The organism is Curtobacterium sp. MCJR17_020 (genome assembly GCF_003234365.2).
Lineage (GTDB): Bacteria > Actinomycetota > Actinomycetes > Actinomycetales > Microbacteriaceae > Curtobacterium.
Genome location: NZ_CP126260.1, coordinates 3460340 through 3482281, shown reverse-complemented (window position 1 = coordinate 3482281; position 21942 = coordinate 3460340). Strand labels below are relative to the sequence as shown.

The following is a 21942-nucleotide window of genomic DNA, read 5'->3' as shown; positions in this document are numbered from 1 at the left end:
CAGCACGACCAGTACGACTTCGGGGGATGAACCATGGCTGACCTGCACGGCAACGATCCGGTCGAGTTCGACGACGGCACGGCCGACGCACTCAGCACGGCGCTGAACGGCGCGGCCGAGTCGATCGAGGGGCAGGCCGGCTCACGGCAGTCCTACGTCACGACCGCGTCGCAAGAGTTCCGCGGGCACTTCTCCGAGCTCTTCGCGCAGAACGCGTCGACGGCAGCGTCCGACGGTTCGACGATCGCCGCGAACCTCCGCACCGTCGCGGGGTGGGTCGACAAGATGAAGGCCGCTGCCGAGCGGGAGAACGCTCGTCGCAAGGAAGCCCGCGACTGGGAAGCGGAGTACGGCGACCGGAACTTCTTCGAGTGGGTGCACGACAAGGTCGCCGGGGCTCCCGTGCCGCCCACCGTCCACCACGAGGACGCACCGACGTTCGACCAGGCGACCGGACCGAGCACCCCGCGCCAGACGCCGAACCCCGGCTCCGGTGGTGGGGGCGGTGGCGGGACGTCGTCCGCGAAGCCCGCCGACCTCCGCTCGTTCGCCACCGGGTCGTCGACACTGAACCAGTCGCTCGACGGCAAGCCGGCTGGCCTGCGCGGCAAGCTCACCGACTTCGCGTCGAAGTGCTCCTGGGGGCACATCGACGCGACGAGCCTGGTGAACGCCTTCGAGCAGTGGATCACCGCCAACGGCCAGGACGTCACGTGGGCGAACACCATCGCCGACGCGTTCGCTGCTGCCGGCGGTGAAGGCGCCGTCTCCACGGTTTCGGATGCCGCGCTCGCCGCAGCCCTGGCTGCCGCGGGGGTCTCGCAGTCCCGCACCGACCTGCAGTTCGATCCGCCGTCGGCCTACGGGGCCCAGCCGACGACCGGCTACTCGATGGACCCGGTCAACACCACGACGGGCAACTTCCTCGAACCGGAGCTCGACCTCGGGTTCACCGGTGCATCTGCAGCGCTGCAGGTCACCCGCATGTACAACTCCCTCGACCAGCACGTCGGGCTCTTCGGTCCGGGGTGGGCGTCGATCCTCGAGACCCGGCTGCTCATCGACGACGAAGGCGCGTCGTTCGTCGGCGCCGACGGTCGCCAGGTGCGCTTCCCGCGCGACGGCGAGGGGTGGGCCCGCGGCGTCGGCGAGAACCGCTGGCTCGCGGCCGAGGGCGACCGGCTCGTCGTCCGCGACAACCAGGGCGGGCGCATCGACTTCTCGCCGTCCGGGCTGTGGCTCGGACAGCGTGGTGGGACCGGCACCGCGGTCCGCGTCGAGCGGGACGCCGCCGACGTCGTCGTGCGCCTGGTGCACGAGCGCGGTCGCTCGATCGACGTCGACCACGTCGACGGCCGGGTGGCGGTGCTCCGCGCCTCCGACGGCCGCCGGGTCGAGTACGGGTACGACGATCGCGGCCGACTCGTCTCGGCGACCGATGCCGTCGGCACCCGGATCTACGGCTGGAACGACGACGACCTGATCACGACGGTCACGAGCGCGGCCGGTGTCGTCGAGGTCGACAACACCTACGACGACCAGCGTCGCGTCGTCGAGCAGGTCAGCCCGCACGGCCGCACGGTGCGGTTCGCGTACCTGCCCGGTCGTGTCACGGTGGTGTCCGACCACGACGGCTCCCGGTCCAACTCGTACATCGCCGACGCCAAGGGGCGCCTGGTCGGGGTCATCGACTCCGACGACCGACGCCAGTCGATGAGCTACGACCGGCACGGCAACCTCGTGTCGGCGACCGAGCGGGACGGGTCCGTCACCGTGCACGCGTACGACGACTGCGGCCGGAAGACCCGCACCGTCACGCCGTCCGGCGGTGACCTGACCTACGGGTACGACGAGCAGGACCGCGTCGCGACCGTCGTCACCGAGGCCGGCGCCGTCGTCGCCTACGAGTACGTGGGCGACGACCGCGACCCGTCGGTGATCACCGACCCGGTCGGCGGCCGGACGGAGCTGACCTGGCAGGACGGCGCCCTCACCCGCGTCGTCGACCCGGCGGGCGTGGTCCTGACGCTTTCCCACGACGCGTTCGGCGAGCTCGCCGCGACCACGAACGCTGTCGGCGACACCGCGCGGATCGAGCGCGATCCGGCCGGTCGCCCGGTTGCCGCGGTCAGCCCCTCCGGCGCACGGAGCGAGTACCGCTACGACGCAGCTGGGCTCCTCGTCGAACGACGTGACGCCGACGGAGCCGTCTGGCGATTCGAGTACGGCGCCGGCTCACGCATCGCAGCGGTCGTGGACCCGCTCGGAGCACGCACCACGTTCGACTACGCCCCGAACGGCGAGCTCTCGACGACCACCGACCCGCTGGGTCGGCGTGTCTCGCGGACGTTCGACGACCAGGGGAACCTGGCGGAGCTCGCATTGCCGGGCGGCGCGGTCTGGACGTTCGCGCACGACGCCTTGTCGCGCCTCCAGGCCATCACCGACCCCGCCGGCGCCACCTGGCGTCGTGAGTACGACGTCGTCGGCGAGCTGACCGCGACCGTCGACCCGACGGGCGTCCGCCAGGAGTTCTCGGACGACGTCGCGACCGGCGTCGCGACCCTGCGTGACGCCTTCGACACCGCGACCGTCCGGTTCGACGAGTACGGCCGACCGGTCGAGTCGACCTCCGACGAGACCGGTTCCGAACTCGTCACCTACGACGCTGCTGGCCGACCCGTCGAACTCGTCGACGGCGAAGGCGGCCTGACCCGACTCGAGCGCGACCTCGCCGGCCGTGTCGTCGCCTTGGTCGCCCCCTCGGGAGCGCGCTCGACCTACGAGTACGACGCCTGCGGTCGACCCGCCGCGGCGACCGACGCCGCCGGGGCGCGGACGACGCTCGCCTACGACGCGGACTCCCGCGTCGTGGCCCGGACCCTGCCCACCGGCGAGGTCGAGGAGGTCACGTACGACGCCGTCGGACGTGTGGTCACGCAGACGACTCCGGGTTCCGGCACCGCGCGGTTCCGGTACGACCAGGCCGGGAGGCTCGTCTCCAGCCACGACGCACGCTTCGGCCGTCGTCGGTTCCGCTACGACCCCGCGGGGCAGCTGATCGAGGTCGTCAACGGTCTCGACGGAGTCACCTCGTTCGAGTACGACGAGCGCGGGCGCCTGGTGACGATCACCGATCCTGCCGGCGGGACCACTCGACGCGAGTACGACGCCGCCGACCGTGTGGTCGCCGTCACCGACCCGCTCGACCGCACCACCACCGCGGCCTACGACCCCGCCGGGCGCCAGATCCGCCAGACGGATCCGGACGGCCGCACAACGGAGTGGACCCACGACGCGGCAGGCCGACAGCGGGCCGTGCTCGTCGACGGTGCGGTGCAGTCGGAGATCTCCCGTGACGCCGTCCACCGCACGGTCGTCGTGACGGACCACACCCGTGGTGCCGGTCGGACGATCCAGCACGACCGCCGTGGCCTGCTCGTCCGCCGTGCCCGAGGCGACCAGTCCGTCGCGTGGGAGTACGACGCCGACGGCAACCGCACGGCTCGGGTCGACCCGAACGGCACCCGCACCACCTACCGTCGCGATGCCGTCGGCCGCGTCGTCGGGGTGGAACGGGACGGCACCCCTGCCGGCACGTTCTCGTACGACGCCTCGGGTCGGATCGTCCAGGCAGCCACTGGTGAACTGGTGCAGTCGTGGTCGTACGAGGGTGGCGCACTCGTCGCGCACACCTCGACGACGCTCGACGGTGCCACCACCACGAGGATCGAGCGCGATGCCAACGCGCGGATCACCGCGATCGACGGACCGTCCGGAGTGGTGTCGTACGAGTACGACCCTGCCGGCCAGCTCGTCCGCGCCGGGGACTCGACGTGGACCTACGACGACCGTGGGCGGCTCGTCGCCGAGACCGTCGACAGTGTCGAGACGCGCCACGAGTACGACGACGCCGGACAGATCATCGCGACGATCACCGAGGATGGCCGGACCGAGTACGTCCACGACGGTCTCGGCCGACGCATCCGGCGGACCGCCGCCGACGGTTCGACCACCGAGTACGCGTGGTCGGACCTCGGGTACCTCGCTGCCGTCGTCGACCGCGACGCCTCGTACGCTGAGACCGGCCGGCTCGACGTCTGGGTCGATGCCCTCGGTGAGCTCGCCGAGGTCGGCGGGGTCGCGGCGTGGTGGGACTCCGCCGCGGTCGTTCCGTCGCTCATCAGCATTGCCGACACGTCGTTGCTCGACCTGCCGGGTGGTGTCACCGCGATCGGCGATGTCGTGACGCAGCCCGCGTGGCGCAGCGCGCGCGCCACCGATGCTGCGGATCCGTGGGCTGCGCTCGCTGCCGTCACCGACGTCGGACTGCCAGCGGGGGTGGCACTGACCGGTTCCGGCGGGGTGTCCGTCGCCGGGCTGGAGTGGCTCGGCGCCCGTGTGTACGACCCGGCGGCGCGGGGCTTCCTGTCGGTCGATCCGCTCGCGCCGATCCTGGGTGCGGCGTGGTCGGGGAACCCCTACTCGTACGCCGGAAACGACCCGTTGCACGCGGTCGACCCGCTCGGGTTGCGGCCGGCGACGGACAAGGACCTGCAGGCGTACCGGGATGCGAACCAGGGTGCGATCGCGGCTGCCGGGAGCTGGTGGAACGACAACTGGGAGTACGTCGCCGCAGGTGCTGCGATTGGACTGGGTGTCGCGCTCATGTTCACCGGGGTCGGCGGCCCTGCTGGAATCGCGCTCATGGCTGCGTCTGGGGCGTTGCTCAGCGGGGGCGTCTCGGTGGCGTCGCAGAAAGCACAGACCGGAAAAGTAGATTGGGGCAGAGTCGGAGTCGACACTGCTGTGGGCGGCGTGCTCGGTGCAGCCGGTGGTGGAGCAATGATGTTCGGCAAGGCTGCCATGGCAGGCGCACCTGCAGGCCAAGCGGCGCGAGCCGTCGCGGTCAACATGGGTGTCAACGGAGGGGTCGGTGCTGTGAGTGGTGGTGTGACCAACCTTCAGAAGAACGGCTGGCAGATCCGCAACGGGTGGGAGTTCGCGGGAGACGTCGTCGGCGGTGGGGTGACCGGTGCTGCCGGAGGAATGGCTGGTCCGGCCGGGGGAACGATCGCGAAGGAAATCGGGTACTCAGCGTCCGGAGCGCTCGCTCAGGGGACGTCCCTGGTGCTGAGCGGCGCATCAACGGCGGCCGGGACGGCAGTGAGTCAGGTGATCAGCGGGGACGGAGTGGATCTCGGCACTGTGGCGCAGAACGGAGCCACGGGTATGGCGGGCACGTACGTCAGCGGGAGGATCCTCCCGGGTCAGCACGGAGTGGATACTCTTGCGCAGATGCCGTACTTCCACCCGCGAACCCCCTCCGGCGCGTTCAACTTCTTGCAGAAGAACACGAGCACCTTGTGGGGATCGGCCGTCGGCGGTTCGGTCGTGGGAGGTCTTTTCGGATGACGAGTCGATCAAGCCGTCGAATGCGACCTTGGTTCGTAGATGCTGTTGCAGCCCTCGCTTGCCTAGTAATCGCCTGGTGGCGCTTGCGGAGTGGTCCCCAGGACATCAACGTCCCCGCGGCGATCATTGTCGGTGCCGTTGCTCTCGGCTACGGGAGCGCCGTCGGATTCTGGTCGAAGCTGAACGATCGTCGCCCGGTGGTACTGGCCGTGCTGATGGTGGTTGTGATCTTGGTCTTCATCGGCCTCGTCGGCGCTGCTCGGCCGATTGCGGGTCTTCAATGGTTGTGGCTTCTCACCGCCTTTGCCGGTCTGATCAGTGGCGCAGCGGTCGGCGATCGCGTGAGCGTACGGCTCCGGGGAACTGCGCAACCGAGGATCCAGCGCTGACCAATCCTGTGTGAGCTGCTTGGTACAGACAAGCGGTGTCCGTTGCGGAGTCGGCGGGGCAGTGGGTCAGCGCGCACATTTTCGTAGCCAAGAATGCAGTCGCTCAACTTCGACCGCCGTGAGCGTGTGCACGACGGCCTCGACGTTCGGCGCGATGACGAGAGCGATTGCGTCGCCCGGCACGTTCTGTCGCGCCGCATCGATGGGTGCTCCCGTCACCTGTTCTCCGCCGAAGAACAGGAATGCGGTCGGAGTCGAATCAGACTCGATCTGTTGCACCCGACGGTTGACAAGGCTCGAGAGCTCTTCGCCACGAAAGACGGCGACGACGCTCGCAATCTCCATTGTCACGATGAGCTGGAGGCGACGGGTCAAGCCGCGGGGTTCGGCGGAAGCTGTGATCCGAAGACCGCCGGAATCCCACGTCCACGGTGACGGCATCTGGATCGCTCCCGCCTTGGAGGCACGTTTTTCGAACATGCCGAAATGCTACTGACGTGTGCTGCTGGGCGGGCCGCCCGCGAGCAGGAAGGCCCTCGCAGACCCCGATGAACCGGTCAGATCGACGTCCAACGGAGACGGCTCCATCACCCTCGGCGCCGACGGCCGTCCCCTTGAAGCCGACGACGGCGCGGGCGGACTGACCCGCCTCAGACCTGATCTCGCAGGCCATCCTGCTGAGGATCGTCCTTTCTGGCGTCGGACGACGCTTGCGACCGATCAATTGGGCCGCCGCATCTCGCGGACGTTCGACGACCAGGGGAACCTGGCGGAGCTCGCGGTGCTTGGCGGCGCGGTCCGGACGTTCGCGCACGACGCGTTGTCGCGCCTCCAGGGCGTCACCGACCCCGCTGGCGCGACGTCGCGGCGACCGTCGACCCGACGGGCGTCCGCCGGGAGTTTTTCTCGCGATGTCGCGACTGCCGAGACGATCCTCGTCAACGGTCTCGACGGGGCACCTCGTTCGAGTACGACGAGCGCGGGCGCCTGGCGACAATCAAAGGCCCTGCCGGCGGGACCACTCGACGCGAGCACGACGCAGCCGACCGCCGCGATGCCGTCGTCGGGATGGATCGTGACGGCGCCGCTGCCGAGACGTTCTCCTGCGACGCCTCGGTCGTATCGCCCAGGCAACCACGGGCGATCTGGTGCAGTCGTGGTCGGCCGAGGTATCCGGCGGACCGCCGTCGACGGTTCGACCACCGAGTACGCGTGGTCGGACCTCGGGTACCTCGCTGCCGTCGTCGACCGCGACGCCTCGTACGCTGAGATCGGCCGGCTCGACGTCTGGGTCGATGCCCTCGGTGAGCTCGCCGAGGTCGGCGGGGTCGCGGCGTGGTGGGACTCCGCCGCGGTCGTTCCGTCGCTCATCAGCATTGCCGACACGTCGTTGCTCGACCTGCCGGGTGGTGTCACCGCGATCGGCGATGTCGTGACGCAGCCCGCGTGGCGCAGCGCGCGCGCCACCGATGCTGCGGATCCGTGGGCTGCGCTCGCTGCCGTCACCGACGTCGGACTGCCAGCGGGGGTGGCACTGACCGGTTCCGGCGGGGTGTCCGTCGCGGGGCTGGAGTGGCTCGGCGCCCGTGTGTACGACCCGGCGGCGCGGGGCTTCCTGTCGGTCGATCCGCTCGCGCCGATCCTGGGTGCGGCGTGGTCGGGGAACCCCTACTCGTACGCCGGAAACGACCCGTTGCACGCGGTCGACCCGCTCGGGTTGCGGCCGGCGACGGACAAGGACCTGCAGGCGTACCGGGATGCGAACCAGGGGGCGATCGCCAACCTGCGCGACTGGGCGGACGAGCACTCGGAGCTCATCTCCAACATCGCCATCGGCGTCGGGATCGCCGCAACTGTGCTGGCGATGTGCACACCGCTGGGCCCAGTGGTGGCAATCGCCGTGATGGCGGGCGGCGGCGCTGCTCTGGCCGGGGGCCTCTCGATCAAGAAGAACACGGGGGAGAACGGCAAGGTTGATTGGGGGAAGGTCGGCTCGGACACCCTCGTTGGTGGTGTGTCGGGAGCTGCCGGAGGGGGAAGCGCACTGGGGCTCTCGAAGCTCGGGACGGCGGCCGCTCGCGCAGGTGCTCCCGTGCTCCAGCGGATCGGCACGCAAGCCTTGACAGCGACAACTCGCTCTGCAGTTTCGTCAGGTGTGTCCGGTGCCACACAGAACGTCGGCGGCTACATGTTCGACCCAGATGCCCAGCACACTGCCGGCGGTTACGCAGCGTCTGCCGCGTCCGGTTTCAGCCTGGGGTCCGGGGCGCTCGGAGCTAAGATCGTCAAGAACTTGGATATCAGTTCTCCAGGAGCGACCGCTCTGATCGGTGGAGCGGTGAACCACAGTGCGGGCGGAGTTGGCGCTGTGGCTAACGAGCTGGTCCGACCGGGCGGGGATCAGACTCGCGCAAGCCTTGTTCAGACTTTTGGAACAGGATTTCTTGCCGGGGCTCGAGGTCCTACCGTCAGTTCACATCGTGCGCCATGAGCCGCGGGCGACGAGAGAAGGAGAGTAAAACGGTGCCGAACGCGGAGACCCGTCTCGGGATGGACGTCGCCCGGCGGCGTGTAGTTCGAAACCGCATCATCGCCGTGCTCCTGCTCTTCCTCGTCGTTGTCGTCCCGATTTTGACATTCCTTGTAGCTCCGATCGCCTTGGGTGCGTACGATGATTCTCATTCACTGACAGCGACATGCACCGTTGAATCAGCAAAAGCGAGGAGCACTTCGAGTCGTTCCTTGAAGGGCGTCGGGAGTTCGGGCGGTCAAGTTGTCATCGAGACCAAAGACTGCGGGCGGTTGCTGATCGACTCCGGGATCAATTCGGACAACGTGAATCGGGTAGCCGGCGAACTGAAAGTGGGGCAACGTTACCAGTTTACAGTCGGAGAGGGAACCTACCGGTTGCGCTCGGTTCTTCAGCTATTCAAGGTCGCCCCGGATGTGCGCGACTTCGAGGCAGCTCGCAAGTAGCGGGCGCGGGTCGCTTTGATGTGAATGCCAAGCTCCCGCGGCCGTGCGACAGCGTGTGGCTTGCAATCTGCTTCGACCAATAGATGTTATCGTGGCGCACAAGGGCCCTGCGTTGAAGTACCTCATCGCCGGACCAGGCAGGCTTGCTGACTACCTGAATCCACGGAACGGGAATTTTTCATGTTCGGAAGACTGAAGCACTCCGATTTTGACCCGGTGAAAGCTCCGGCGTGGAGTACCGAGGGTGTTCAAGCGCAACTGTCCGCGATCCCCTTGAGCCGTGGGAGGAGCAGGCGTGTCATAGAGATCACCTGCGCAGCGGGAGTTGCCTCATTTGCCGTCTCTGACATCCATGCCCTCCTGGCGAAGCAGCGCCTCGTGGTCGAGTCCGTGACCGAAGAGCCCCTCCTGTATTTCTGTTGGCCAGAGGGTGCCGATCCGAAGTCTGCGGCAGCGCCCGTGATGAAGGGAATTGATGGTGACTCGGTTGTCCTCGTTGAGGAATCTGAGTCCACGGACCCCGTTGCCACATTGACGGGTTCCTCTAAAGAATCCTTTGCGGACTGGTTCGAAGCCTTCGGAGAGCGCGAGTAGCACTTGTCCAGTGCACCGATGGGCGGCGAATCGATGAGCGCTCCAGCTGGTCACGAGTCTTCACTTCAGATAGTGCCGCGAGGGCGTTCCGGCCAGGTGCTGGCGGCGGGGCGCAGGAGCCGGGCATCGATGTACTGAATGGTTAATGACGGATTCGATTGGGAGAGATGAGTGCGTGACAAGATCTTCCTACGGCACGGAAGAGTCCGTAGTCGTCGCCGGGTGGTGCGAGGTGGGGTCATCGCGATCGTCGTGTTGGCGTTGGTCGTTGGTGCCCTGGTGACGCTCTCTGGGTTCGGGCCATCGATTCTTGGATCCTATGACCGTCATCACGCGACCGAAGTGCGCTGTGTGGTCCACTCCGCAAAGGCCGAAATCGCGTCGAGTCAAGGGACCAACGGTATCGGAAGTTCTGATCCGCAGGTGGTCATCGGTAAGGTGCGGTAAGCTCATTCTGAAAAAAACGGTGTCTCGAGACAACATGCGAGAAACTGCAAATGCCGTCGAAGTCGATCGTCCCTACGATTCCAGTGTCGGTGAGGGTTCGTTTGCTATCCGTTCGATCCTGAGCGTCATGCATGTCTCGCCCGAGACGTACGGATTTGAGCTGGCGCAGGGGAGCTGCGGGCATGCCGTGGCGCGTCCGTCCCGATGCCGGGACGGTGGACTGTCTGCCGGCTGGCCAGATTGTCGGCACGACGGGCGTCGGAGTCACGGTTGACTGACACCGGCGCTGAACGAGTCGCACGGAGAAGGCGCGTGCGGCGGGACAGGGTCGCGGCATCGATCGTCCTCGCTGTCGTTGTCCTCGTACCCCTGCTGGGCTTCTTCGTTGGGCCGATCACGTTGAAGGTGTACGACGCAGGAAACCGGGTGCATGCGGTCTGTACCGTCACCTCTGCCCACAGCAGCGCCGGATCGTCCCACTCGCTGAAGGGAATCGGTTCGTCTACGTCGCAGGTCGTGTTCGAGACCTCGGACTGCGGAACACTCGTTCTGCAGCGGGGCGTCACCCGTTACAACGAGGATGACCTCGCCAAGACCGTCGTCTCGGGCGAGCGCTACGAGTTCGACGTCGGTGCGGGCTCCCTCACCGTGCGGAGCTTCCTCAACACGATTCGACAGGCCGTCTACGTCAAGAGCTTCGAGCCGGCCTGAGGGTGGCTGAGGCGCTCGTCAGCGCCCGAAGACCCGGACGAATTCGTTCCACTGCGCCGGCGCACGCTGCTCGAGCCATGCGCACAGTTCCGGGTAGGCCGCATCGACGGAGACGACGCTGATGACGCCGCGCTGCCCGTTCACCTTGATGTCGAGTCCACCGAACCGGTTGGTGGTGGGCCGGATGTGCTTGATCGCCGCCGGGTCGACGGTCCGCGGGGCGCGGAACATCGGAGTGACCACCAGCTGCGAGTCGTACGCCTCGACGCGACGGCGCTTCTGCCCGACGCCGAGGTAGACGAACAGCAGGCCGAACAGCACCATGCCGACGCCGGCAATGAGCATCCCGATCGCGTCGGGGTCGTCGAGCATGCTGAGCGTGGCCAGGAAGAAGAACCCGCCGACGACGATGAACACGATCCCGATGATCCGGAGCAGCAGGTAGTTCCACCGGCGTGCGCGGACGGTGAAGAGCACGCCGTAGGCCTCGTCGCCGACGACGGTGGACGGTGGTCGCTTGCGATCGCTGCGGCGGACGAGCGCGCTGACGGCGGCCGGGATCGCGATCATCGCGAGCAGCGCGATGAGGACCGGCGAGAGGTTGAGTGTCACCGATCTGCCCCCGGTCGTGCGTGCGGACGTCGTCGTTCGATGGGCCCGAAGCCCTGGTCCCCCTGGATCATGCGTGCAGAGTATCAGCGCGGTTGTGGACGGCGAACGCGCAACTCGCCGGATGCGATACGTTGTATTCCAGTCGGGGCGTGTGGCCCGAACGGGGGCGGCCAGGGCGGCCGATCGACGCGGACCCGACGCCATCGAGCAACTAGCATCGATGTGCTCGACGATTCTCTTGGGGGGAAGACCGTGATCAACCAGCGTGCCGGGAACACCGGAGCACGAAGCACCACTCGCCGGCTCGTGGGGGCGGTCGCCGTCACCGGCATCGCCGCGCTGGTGCTCGCCGGGTGCACGTCCGACGACAAGCCGGTGGCTGACCCGTCACGGATCTTGCAGACGGTCGACACGCGTCTGGCCGCGGACGGCTCGATCACGTCGATCTCCGACACCGCGATCTCCGTCGCGGGCAAGGACTCCTCGTCAGCGACGACCGACCACGACCCCGCGAAGGCGGCTGGTGACCTCCCGCTCCGCATCACGACGCAGTACTCGACGTCGAAGAAGACCGGTACCGACCTCGCCGACCTCGACGGGTACTCGGGCCGGATCGCGATCGACCTGACGATCGAGAACCTCACGGTCACGTCGAAGAACCTGACCTACGACGTCGCCGGCACCTCCCGCTCGACGCCGGCGCTCGTGGGTGCGCCCTTCAGCGTCGCCGCTTCGACCGTCCTCACCGGCACCGCGGCCGACCGGATCGTCACCGATGCCGCTGACTCCGGTTCGTCCACGGACGGAGTCGTCAGCACGAACGAGGACGGGGACGCGGTCGTCCAGTGGGGCCGCCTGCTGGCACCGCCGACATCCGGCGCGAGCAGCACGCTGCACCTCGTCGCCGACGTCAAGGACTTCACGGCGCCGACGTTCGACGTCGCCGCGCAGCCCGGGCTGTCCACGGACCTGTCCTCGACCGGCGTGGTGAACGCGGCGTTCGGGTCCGACAGCGACTCCGAACTCGCGCTCCAGCGCCGCACCATCGACCTCATCTCGCAGGTGAACGAGGTGCTCGCACGAGCGGGCGGCACAATCACCGAGGTGCGGTCCAACCTCGAGACCACGTCGAAGACCCTCGGCGTCAGCACGGCCGAGCGGCTCAAGGAGAGCAGCTCGTCCCTGGCGGGCACCATGCGGTCCCTGTCCGGCGAGCTCGGTTCCCTGAACGGCGACCTCGGCACGACCGTCAAGGCGACACAGTCCACCGTGTTGCAGCAGCTCCAGCAGACCACGACGAGTCTCGACAGCCTGCTCGGCGACACCTCGGCGACGGCACCGGCCACGGTGCTCGACGGCAACGGGTGCGCGGCGACGCCGAAGACCTCGACCGCGGGCGGCAGCGTCTACGGCAACCTGCTCCGCGTCTCGTCGCAGCTCGAGGGCTACGCCGACGCGAGCGAGGCGTGCAAGCAGCAGGTCAGTGCGCAGCTCTCCGCTGCCGTCGGCCCGAAGGCCCCGGACGCAACGACCTGCGCCGCGACGGACGCACGAGACTCGCTGACCTGCACGCTCTACGAGTCGTCCACCGCGATCAACGGTTCGCTGATCGGACTGGTGAGCACCGGGCAGGCGCTCGCCGCGCGGTTGCAGCCGGAGACGGTCGACGCTGCGATCGCGAGCGCCGCTGACCTCGACACGCAGCTGACCAGCATCTCCGATGCCCTGGACGAGTACGAGGACGGTGGGGACGGCGGCACCGGTGACGCACTGCGCGCGCTGTCGGCGAGTGCTGACCAGATCGGCACGCGACTCGACGCACTGGCGACGGACGTGCAGACCACGCACGACCGTGCCGAGGCGGCACGTGACCTGGTCGACGGAGCAGGGTTTCCGCTGTCGATGCAGCGCCAGAACTCGGCGGTCGCGGACCAGCTCTGCGCCCTCGCGACGCTCGGACAGCTCGACCAGGCCGACGCCGATCGCCTCCGCGGCTACCTGACGGCCGAGCCCTGCGCCGGTGCGCCTGAGGGGACCGTGCTCCAGCCCGGTCTCGGGTTCACCGACCCGATGGACGAACGACTGGACGACCAGACGGCGCGCTGGCAGGAAGTCGTCGACTCGACCAGCGCCGACGCGACGACCGATGGCTCCATCGGCAGCGCGATCGCCGACCTGCGGACCGATCTCACGGCGCTCGACGACAGCATCCGGGCTGTCCGCGACGCCGTCCGTGGTGGGAACGACGACGTGGGTTCCACGATCGAGAGCCTTCGCGCGGCTCTCGCGAAGGCTGACGGGTCGCAGGCGGTCATCGCGACGCAGCTCGGGACGGTCCGTCAGACGCAGATCGACCTCGCTGCCGAGGTCGAGAAGACCTTCAAGGACGCCTCCGACCAGTCGTCGGAGACCTTCAAGGAGGCCATCGACGCACAGGTGCGGAAGGTCTCGACCACGGCGTCCGCGAGCAACCAGGCCGTCCGGGATGCCTTCGACAAGTCGATCGCCGGCCTCCGGTCCACCTCGGGCGAGGTCACGAAGGACTCGAAGGGCACGATCGACGAGCAGAAGAGCACGCTCGAGCAAGAGGGTTCGGAGCTCTCCTCCGCGGTCGACCGGCAGACGGCGTCCAGCCTCGAGCGCATCGCGGCCAGCACGAGCGCCTCGACGCGCGACGTGCAGGGTGCTTCGACGCTGCTGACCGGCGACCTCAACCGCGTGATGCTCGACCTGGGTGACCGCAAGGTCAACGGCTCCGGCATCCTCGGCGCCATGGCCACGAGCGCGGCGAAGTCCGACTCCGCCGACTACCAGCTCGCCCTGGCGTCGCAGAACGCCGCGGGGTACGCGAACGTCCGGGCCGAGGACGTCGCCGGCATCCTGCTCCAGCAGGAGCAGTTCCGTGCATCGCTCGATGCGGCGACGACGCTGCCGGCGTTCCAGCTGAAGGTCCCCGCCAGTGCGACGTCGACCACGCTGTACACCTTCCGGATCGGGGCCGACCGATGAGTGACCAGACGACCGAAGCAACTGCGACCGAGGGCGCTGACGGAACGCGTCCGCGCAGCCGCCGTCCGCTGCTCTTCGTCGGCATCGCGGTGCTCCTCGTGGCCGCGGTCGTCGCCGCCGTCCTGACGTTCCGGGCGTTCGGCAGCAGCACCCCGGCCGAAGCGGTGTCGGCGACCGTGCCGGTGAAGATCACGGTGGCACACGTCCCGGCGAAGACGAAGATCGGCATCATCGTCACGCTCGGAGACGGCGAGGGGTCCGAGTGGAACGAAGCGGCGCAGGGCGCGCTGGTGGCGGAGCGTCGGCTCGCCCTCGGTGGCACCGACGTCGCGCTCGTCACGAAGAACGACGGCGGGACCGCTGCCGGGGGTACGGCCGCGGTCGACGCCCTGGCGAAGAGCGGCGTCGCGGGCATCGTCGTCGCCTCGTCGGGCAGCCACGTGTCCGGCGCCCTCGCGGCAGCTGCGGCGAAGGGGATCCCGGTCGTCCTGCCCTACGCACCGGCGGAGAAGGACTCCTGGTCGACGGCGCCGGCCGCTGACTCGATCAGCAAGGCGATGACGACGGCACTCGGCGACGCCGACGCTCCACTGCTGGTCGACCTGGGCGGCGGAGCTCCGGCGGGCCTGCGGGTGGCGCACGTCCTGAACGGTGACGACACCGCGGACACCGCAGCGCTCGCCACGACCGTCGCCGAGCGCACCGGCGCGACGAGCAACGAGCAAGACGCGGACGCAGATGCCGACGCCGACGCGAAGACCCCGGCGCCTGACTCCGACGCCGTCGTCGTCAGCGGCTCCGCGGAACGCCAGGGTGCCTTCGTCGCCGCGCTCCAGGCCGAGAACGTCACGGTGCCGGTCGTCCTCACGCCGGATGCGACGAGCCCGGCGTTCGGCGCCGCACTCGTCGAGGCTGGCGGCAGCCTGAGCGGTTCCTTCCGGACCGTCGGTGTCGCCACCGACGACGCCCGCGCGCTCGCCTCCGACGCCGGGGGCCGCGCGATGTCCGCCTTCCTCGGCGGTGTCCGGGTGCTCGCCGGCGATCAGGACGCCGAGAACCTGACCGGTGACCAGCCGTTCTCGGCGGTCGCGGGCGCAGCGGACTCGCGTAGCCACGACGCCGTCATCGCCCTGGTCCGCGCCGTCGGCACGGCGCGGACCGTCGAGCCGACGGACGTCACCGACGCCCTCGCTGCGCTCGACCTCGACGCCGATGCGGGCATCGCCGGTCCGGCGCTCGACTTCACGAAGCAGCAGGCACTCGGCGCACACGCGACGGTGCTCGCGGCGTCGGCACAGCAGCTCGGTCTCCGTCCGGCCAGCACCGCGTCCGGCGACGGCACCGGGAGCGGAACCGACGCTGCCCAGACCGCGTCGCTCGTCTGGTTCGACGACTCCAGCACGGACTGACCCACCCACGCACCGACCCGGAAGAGGAACGCGAGCATGCGCCTGTTGATCGAGCTCGACGACCGACGTGAAGCGGTCGAGGTCGACGGGTGGTCCGGCGCATCCTCACTCGGGGAGCTCGTGTCCGCGGCCGTCGGCCTCACACTCGAACCCGGCACCACCCTGGCGGTCGACGGGCACCGCACCAGCGTCGACACCCCGCTCCGTGACCTCGTGCTGCTCGAGGGCTCCCGCATCGGACGAACCCCCGACGAACGGCCGCTCAGTACCGACGGCTGGACCGTCACGCTCGCCGGCGGGCTCGAAGCCGGGCTCGTGGTGCCGGTCCCGCGCGGGCGGAAGCTCGTGGTCGGCCGGGCGCCGCAGGCCGACGTCGTGCTCCCCACCGAGAGCGCGTCGTGGGAGCACTGCACCGTCGAGCGCGAGGACGACGGTGTCCGGGTGCGTGATGCGGGATCGACGAACGGCACCGTCATCGCCGGGGAGCGCATCGATGCCGAGGGGGTCCTGCTCACCGGGACGACGAGCGTCATCGTGGGCGGGGCCGTGCTGCTCGTCCGGCCGGCGCTCGACGAGGTGCCCGTGCCCGCGGCCGGCTCGATGGCGAACCTGACCCCGGCGGCGACGGCACCGTTCAACCGCCCACCACGCGCCGGCCGGACCTCCGACGCCGAGACGGTCGTGCCGCCCGGACGCAAGGACGTGCCGCCGGCCTCGAAGTTCAGCTGGATCACCGTCGCCGCGCCCCTGGTGCTCGCCGGGGCGATGGTGCTCCTGCTCGGCGACGCGCGGTTCGCGCTGTTCGCCCTGCTCTCCCCGGTCACCGCGATCGGCATGTGGTTCGAGCAGAAGCACCGCCGCGCGAAGAACCTGAAAGAAGAGGACACCCGCTTCGCCGAAGCCGTCGAGTCCTTCCGCGGTGAGATCTCCGAAGCCGCGGCCGTCGAGGCCGCTCGCCGCCAGGAGCTCGTGCCCGACCCGGCGACCGTGGTGCGGCGAGCAGAACTGCCGACCACCCTGCTGTGGCAGCGTCGATCGGACGACGAGGACTTCCTGAGCCTGCACGCCGGCACCGGAGACGCTCCCTGGCGGCCCGAGGTCGATCAGCGTGCAGCGACCGCGAAGCTCGAGGACGAGGCGAAGGCCGCCATCGCCGACAGTCGCCTGACGGCCGCCCCAGTGGTGGCCGACCTGTCCGACGCCGGCGTCGTCGGGATCGTCGGCGATCGTCAGGGCGCCCTCGCCCTCGCGCGCAGCCTGCTCACGCAGGCCACCGTGCACTGCGGTCCCGCGGATCTGACGGTGGGCGTCTTCTGCGACGCGGGCCGTGCGGAGGACTGGGGGTGGGCCTCCTGGCTGCCGCACGCGCGTGTGGCGGGGAGCAGTACCGGCGCCCGCTGGATGTCAGCGCAGCGCGACCAGAGCGCGGCGATGCTCCGTGGCCTGCGGGAGTCGCTCGACGAGCTGCCGACGCCGAACCTGCTCGTCGTGGTCGACTCCGAGGTGCTCACCGAGGGACGGGATGCCCCTGCCCGCAGCCTGCTCGGTCAGGGCCGCTCGGTGCCCGGGCAGTCCCTGCGCCCAGGGGAACGACCACACCGGGTGAGCGGGATCGTCATCGCGACGAACGAGCAGCAGCTGCCCGCCGCGTGCACGTCGATCATCACCGTGGGTGCGGACGCTGCAGCCACCGTGTACCGACCGGAGGACCGGACCCGTGTCGAGGACGTCGTGCTCGCCGGCCTCAGCGTCGAGACCGCTGAGCGCAGCGCGCGCAGCGTGGCGCACTTCGACGATCCCGAACTGCTGGTGCCGGGGGCGTCCTTGCCCTCGCTCGTCCGCCTGCCCGAGCTGTTGTCGAGCGAGGGGATCCGCACGGCGTGGGACGCCCGCACGGGCTTCTCGACCCCGATCGGCTCCTCGGAGAGCGGTGTGCTCGAGATCGACCTGGTGCGCGACGGCCCGCACGGCCTGGTCGGCGGCACGACGGGTTCGGGCAAGAGCGAGTTCCTCCGGTCCCTCGTGGCCGGGCTCGCCGCGCGGAACGACCCGACACGCTTGAACTTCCTGCTCGTCGACTTCAAGGGTGGTGCGGCCTTCGCGGCGTGTGAGCGCCTCCCGCACACCATCGGCACGATCAGCAACCTCGACGAACAGCTCGCCGACCGTGCGATCCGGGCACTGGAAGCCGAACTCGAACGACGTCAGCGGGTGTTCGCGGCAGCCGGAGCCGACATCGACAACCTCGATGCCTACCTGGCGACGAAGCCGGTCGAGCCGATGCCGCGGCTGCTGCTGGTCGTCGACGAGTTCGCGATGCTCGCGAAGGACTTCCCGGACGTCCTGACGTCGCTCGTCAGCATCGCGGCCGTCGGCCGCACGCTCGGCGTCCACATGATCCTGGCGACCCAGCGGCCTGCTGGTGTGGTGAGCGAGGACATCCTCGCGAACACGAACATGCGGGTCGCCCTGCGGGTGCAGAGCCGTGAGGACTCGACGAACGTCATCGGTGTCCCCGCCGCAGCCGGGATCGGTCGACAGCAGACCGGCCGCGCCTACGTGAAGCTCGGGCAGGACGACATCACCCCGGTGCAGACCGCCCTCGTCACCGGCCGAGCCCGTGACGAGCGTGCCGAGCAGCCGGTCTCGGTCCGGCCGACCGACGTCTTCGGTGTCCCCGCGCCGATGCCGGCACCGGCTCCGACCGCGTCGGACGTCACCGACCTCGATCAGCTCATCGAGGCGATCGGGCAGGCGAACGAGGCAGCCGGGTACGCCCCGCCGCGGCCGATCTGGCCCGAGGCACTCGGCGACCGCGTCGAGCTGGCGGAGCTCACCGAGCCAGGCCCGGGCACTGACCCGCGGTCCGGAACCGTCCCCGTCGCCCTCGCCGACGACCCGGACCACCAGCGCCAGGTCACCACCGGCTGGGACCTCGACGAGGGCAACCTCATGCTCATGGGCATCCCCGGCAGCGGGACGAGCACCGCCCTCGCGACGATCGCCTTGCAGCTCGCCGCCGCGTCGAGCCCCGACGAGCTCGACCTGCTGGTGCTCGACATGGGTCCGGGGGACCTCGCTCCGCTCGCGCAGCTGCCGCACACGACGGCGTACGTCGGCTCCGGTGCGGGTGCGGGGGAGCTGCAGACGCGGTTCCTGCGGCACCTCCGCGTCGAGCTCGAGCGTCGTCGCGCCGCACCCGGTGGGCGCCGTGCCGTGGTGCTCATCGACGGCCTCGCCGCCCTGCGCGACGAGTACCAGGACTTCGAGGGGCAGCAGCTGCTCGACGCGCTCTACCGGGTGTACGCCGAGGGGCCGGCGCTCGGCATCTCCTTCGCGGTCTCCACGACCCGCGCGAAGGCGGTGCCGTCGGCGATGGACGAGGTCACCACGCAGAAGTGGATGTTCCGCCTCGCGGACCCGTACGACTACGCGTCCATCGGGGTCCGCCCCAAGGACGTCCCGCCGCCGGTGCCCGGCCGCTTCATCGACTCGACCAGGCGGCTGCAGTCGCACGTCGCGACACCGGACATCCCGCTCGCGCAGGCCGTCGCACGGATCGCGGAGACCCGGTCGGACGGTACGAAGAAGGCGAGTGCGGTCGGCCGGCTCCCAGACGCCGTGCTGGTGGACGAGCTCGGCGCCGGGGCGGTGTTCGCGGGTGAGCCCTGGCGGATCCCGATCGGCATCGCCGAGGACGACCTGCAGCCGGCGTCCGTCGAGGTCTACGACGGCGAACACGTGCTCGTCGCCGGCCCGGCGCGGTCCGGCAAGTCGAGCGTGCTCCTCGCCGTCGCCGAGCTCGCACGGACGACCGATGGTGTCCGTCCGGCCGTCTGGGCGATCTGCGACCGTCGGTCGCCGCTCGCCTCGGCTTCGTTCGACCGGGTCGCCGTCGGTGCGGACGAGGTGCCGGCGCTCCTCGCCGGACTCCGCCTCGAGCGCGGCCCGGTCCTGCTGCTCATCGACGACGCGGAGCGGTTCGACGACGGCGACCAGGCCATCGCGACGCTGCTCACGACCGAGCGCCCCGGACTGTGCGTCGTGGCGGCCGGCCGGTCCGCTGACCTCCGGTCGCTGTACAGCCACTGGACCCGAGCGGTCCGGAAGTCCCGGTGTGGCGTCCTGCTGCAGCCGGACGTCGATTACGACGGCGAGCTGCTCGGTGTCACGCTCCCGCGTCGTGCACCGGTCGCGCTGACCGTCGGCCGCGGCTACGCCGCTTCGGGCGGGACCGTCCGTCTCGTGCAGACCGCGTCTGCTGGCAGCTGACCGAGACGCCGAGACCGTCGGCCTGGAGGCCCGTGGCCGCGTCCGCCACGGACGGCAGGGTCGACCCGTAGTCACGACCAGAGCGCGCTCAGTCGCGCGTCGTGATCCCGAAGGGCGAGCTCTCGAGGTTCGTGAAGTTCCCCACCGTCGCCCGCACCGTGCACGACGGCGCGACCGACAGGGCCGTGACGACCAGCCCGTCGGACGACACCGCCAACGCCCCCGAGCAGCCGTCGGCGAACCGCACGCCGGACTCCCCGCCGGCCACGTCGACGAGCATCTGCGACGGGCGTCCCGTGGCGGGACTGCGGTAGAGCGGGTTGAGCTCGTCGGCGCCGCTCGGCCACACCGGCACGAGCGTCACCGGCAGGGCCGTCTGGCTCACCGTGCGGTCGGGCGTCCGGACCTCGACGCCCTGCAACCGCTGCACCGGGTAGGCGGTCCCGCGCACGGAGTCGTCGGTCACGGCAGCGGTGGTCGCCTCGCCGACGCCGTCGAGCCACGTCTGCAGCGCCGCGCCGTCCGTGACGGAGGCGAGCGGCACCGCGGCCTCGACCGTGACGTCGCCGCCGGCGGGGACCTCGACCCCGGACAGGCTCCAGGCACACGCGGTGTCGACACCCGTCAGCGAGGGCTGGTTGCGCTTCGCGGAGATGCCCTCGCCGGTCCAGGTGACGGCGGGGCACGCGGCACCCGAGCGGGCTCCGGGGACGACCTCGAGGAACGGACCGGTCAGGGCCGATGCCTGCGCCGCGTACGTGACGCGCAGGTCGACGGTTCCCTTCGCCGGGTCGATGGTCGCGCGGCGGGTGGTCGCGAGGCCGGTGGGCAGTGGGCGGTCCTGCTGGTAGGCGTTGGCGGCCTGTGCGGTCGCGGTGCCGGTACCGGGCGTCTTCCGCACGGCACCGGGCAGCCAGACGACCCCGCCGACGACGAGCGCGGCCACGAGCACCACGCCGATGCCGCCGAACAGGAGCGCACGGTTCGTCAGCCACTCGGGCCGGGCGAACCGACGCGTCGGTACCGGCTCGGCGGCGGGGGCGGTGGGCAGCGGCTGTCGTGCCATCGGCCGGATGACGGTCTGCGACCCGGCGGGGCCGAGTTCCGGGGCCGGCCCGGCCAGGGCTTCGTCCTCTGGTACCCCGGTGTCATCCCGATCAGCATCGCGCTCCGGACGGACCCCGCGGACCACGGTGGCCGGCCGCTCGACCTCGTCGAACGCGTCTGGATCGCTCGTCGCGGCCAGCGCAGGGGCCGAGGCGAGGGACCGGGCGAGTCGCCGCAGGGTCGCCGCGGCGTCCGCTGCTGCCGGGCGGCTGTTCGGGTCCTTCGTCAGCAGGGCGGACACCGCGGACCACAGCGCATCGGGCACGTCGAGCGGCGGTGGGTTCGAGGTGACGTGCCGGTACGCCACGGCGAAGTCCGTGCCGGGCCCGGCGAAGGGCGTTCGGCCGGACAGCAGCTCGTAGAGCATGACCCCGGCGCCGTAGACGTCCGTAGCGGGACCGGCGCGGCCGTGGCTGATCGACTCGGGGGCCATGTACTGCGGTGTGCCGAGGAGCCCGGTGGTCGTGCGCTCGCGTTCGGCGACGACCGACGCGATGCCGAAGTCGGTGACCCGGACATCGCCCGTCGCACCGGGGACCCAGGCGGTCTGGAGCAGCACGTTGTCGGGCTTGACGTCGCGGTGGGTCACGTCGCGTTCGTGTGCCGCGGCGAGGGCGTCGAGCGCCTCGGCGGTGATCGTCAGGGCGTCCCGCGGGGTCAGCGGACCGTTCGATGCGAGCAGATCGCGCGCGGACCCACCCGGCACCAGGTCCATGACGATCGCGAGCCGGTCGCCCTCGACGACCAGGTCCCGCACCCCCACGATCGAGGGGTGCTGCAGTGCGAGGAGCACCGAACGCTCGCGGACGAAGCGTTCGACGATCTGCGGGTCGGCGGCGAGCTCGGCACGGAGCAGCTTCGCGGCGACGTGCTCGCCGGTCGCGGTGTGCTCGGTGCGCCAGACCTCGCCGGTGGCACCGGTCCCGAGCAGCTCGACCAACCGGTACGACGCGCCGAGCGGCTCACCCTGACCGTACTGCGCCACTGCGTCCCCGACTTCC

At 69.9% G+C, this 21942-nt stretch carries 12 protein-coding genes; 9 read left to right on the top strand and 3 right to left on the bottom strand.

Features of this window, described 5'->3' with window-relative positions:
* The first annotated feature begins 33 nt into the window (after positions 1-33).
* Complete coding sequence (locus DEJ14_RS16565) at positions 34-5415, top strand: DUF6531 domain-containing protein (RefSeq protein ID WP_111085274.1); 5382 nt, start codon at positions 34-36, stop codon at positions 5413-5415.
* A gap of 83 nt (positions 5416-5498) precedes the next feature.
* Positions 5499-5804, top strand: a complete 306-nt coding sequence (locus DEJ14_RS16560; RefSeq protein WP_146249744.1) for a hypothetical protein — start codon at positions 5499-5501, stop codon at positions 5802-5804.
* Between the two features lie 66 nt (positions 5805-5870).
* Here the strand turns inward: DEJ14_RS16560 and DEJ14_RS16555 are convergent, their stop codons facing one another.
* Positions 5871-6284, bottom strand: coding sequence for a hypothetical protein (locus DEJ14_RS16555; RefSeq protein ID WP_111085270.1), 414 nt, complete (start codon positions 6282-6284; stop codon positions 5871-5873).
* A gap of 19 nt (positions 6285-6303) precedes the next feature.
* On the opposite strand from DEJ14_RS16555, the gene DEJ14_RS16550 reads away from it, so the two are divergent.
* From DEJ14_RS16550 to DEJ14_RS16535, 4 genes are all read left to right on the top strand, one after another.
* Positions 6304-8295 carry an RHS repeat-associated core domain-containing protein gene (locus DEJ14_RS16550; RefSeq protein ID WP_146249743.1) on the top strand — a complete coding sequence of 664 codons (1992 nt, stop codon included), beginning with the start codon at positions 6304-6306 and terminating at the stop codon, positions 8293-8295.
* A gap of 32 nt (positions 8296-8327) precedes the next feature.
* Positions 8328-8780, top strand: coding sequence for a hypothetical protein (locus tag DEJ14_RS16545; protein WP_146249742.1), 453 nt, complete (start codon positions 8328-8330; stop codon positions 8778-8780).
* Between the two features lie 180 nt (positions 8781-8960).
* Complete coding sequence (locus tag DEJ14_RS16540) at positions 8961-9374, top strand: hypothetical protein (RefSeq protein ID WP_146249741.1); 414 nt, start codon at positions 8961-8963, stop codon at positions 9372-9374.
* 717 nt (positions 9375-10091) lie between these two features.
* On the top strand, positions 10092-10532 hold the full coding sequence (locus tag DEJ14_RS16535) for a hypothetical protein (protein ID WP_146249740.1): 441 nt from the start codon (positions 10092-10094) through the stop codon (positions 10530-10532).
* 18 nt (positions 10533-10550) lie between these two features.
* Here DEJ14_RS16535 and DEJ14_RS16530 read toward each other — a convergent pair whose 3' ends face one another.
* Positions 10551-11144 carry a hypothetical protein gene (locus DEJ14_RS16530; RefSeq protein ID WP_111085265.1) on the bottom strand — a complete coding sequence of 198 codons (594 nt, stop codon included), beginning with the start codon at positions 11142-11144 and terminating at the stop codon, positions 10551-10553.
* Positions 11145-11396: 252 nt separating this feature from the next.
* On the opposite strand from DEJ14_RS16530, the gene DEJ14_RS16525 reads away from it, so the two are divergent.
* The 3 genes from DEJ14_RS16525 to DEJ14_RS16515 are packed head-to-tail and all read left to right on the top strand — an operon-like array spanning position 11397 to position 19834.
* A complete protein-coding gene (locus tag DEJ14_RS16525) occupies positions 11397-14153 on the top strand; it encodes a hypothetical protein (protein ID WP_111085264.1) in 2757 nt (918 codons plus the stop codon).
* Positions 14150-15562 (top strand): hypothetical protein, encoded by a 1413-nt coding sequence (locus DEJ14_RS16520; RefSeq protein WP_111085262.1) that lies wholly within the window; start codon positions 14150-14152, stop codon positions 15560-15562. The genes DEJ14_RS16525 and DEJ14_RS16520 overlap by 4 nt, the downstream gene beginning before the upstream one ends.
* A 36-nt stretch (positions 15563-15598) precedes the next feature.
* A complete protein-coding gene (locus DEJ14_RS16515; RefSeq protein ID WP_111085260.1) occupies positions 15599-19834 on the top strand; it encodes a type VII secretion EssC family protein in 4236 nt (1411 codons plus the stop codon).
* An 88-nt stretch (positions 19835-19922) separates the two neighbouring features.
* On the opposite strand, the gene DEJ14_RS16510 is transcribed toward DEJ14_RS16515, so the two are convergent.
* On the bottom strand, positions 19923-21926 hold the full coding sequence (locus DEJ14_RS16510; RefSeq protein WP_111085259.1) for a serine/threonine-protein kinase: 2004 nt from the start codon (positions 21924-21926) through the stop codon (positions 19923-19925).
* Positions 21927-21942: the final 16 nt, after the last annotated feature.

Bases quoted from the DNA above. Each gene is read 5' to 3' on its own strand.
- DEJ14_RS16565 (WP_111085274.1), top strand. From the start codon at position 34: ATGGCTGACCTGCACGGCAACGATCCGGTCGAGTTCGACGACGGCACG.
- DEJ14_RS16555 (WP_111085270.1), bottom strand. From the start codon at position 6,284: ATGTTCGAAAAACGTGCCTCCAAGGCGGGAGCGATCCAGATGCCGTCA.
- DEJ14_RS16540 (WP_146249741.1), top strand. From the start codon at position 8,961: ATGTTCGGAAGACTGAAGCACTCCGATTTTGACCCGGTGAAAGCTCCG.
- DEJ14_RS16520 (WP_111085262.1), top strand. From the start codon at position 14,150: ATGAGTGACCAGACGACCGAAGCAACTGCGACCGAGGGCGCTGACGGA.
- DEJ14_RS16515 (WP_111085260.1), top strand. From the start codon at position 15,599: ATGCGCCTGTTGATCGAGCTCGACGACCGACGTGAAGCGGTCGAGGTC.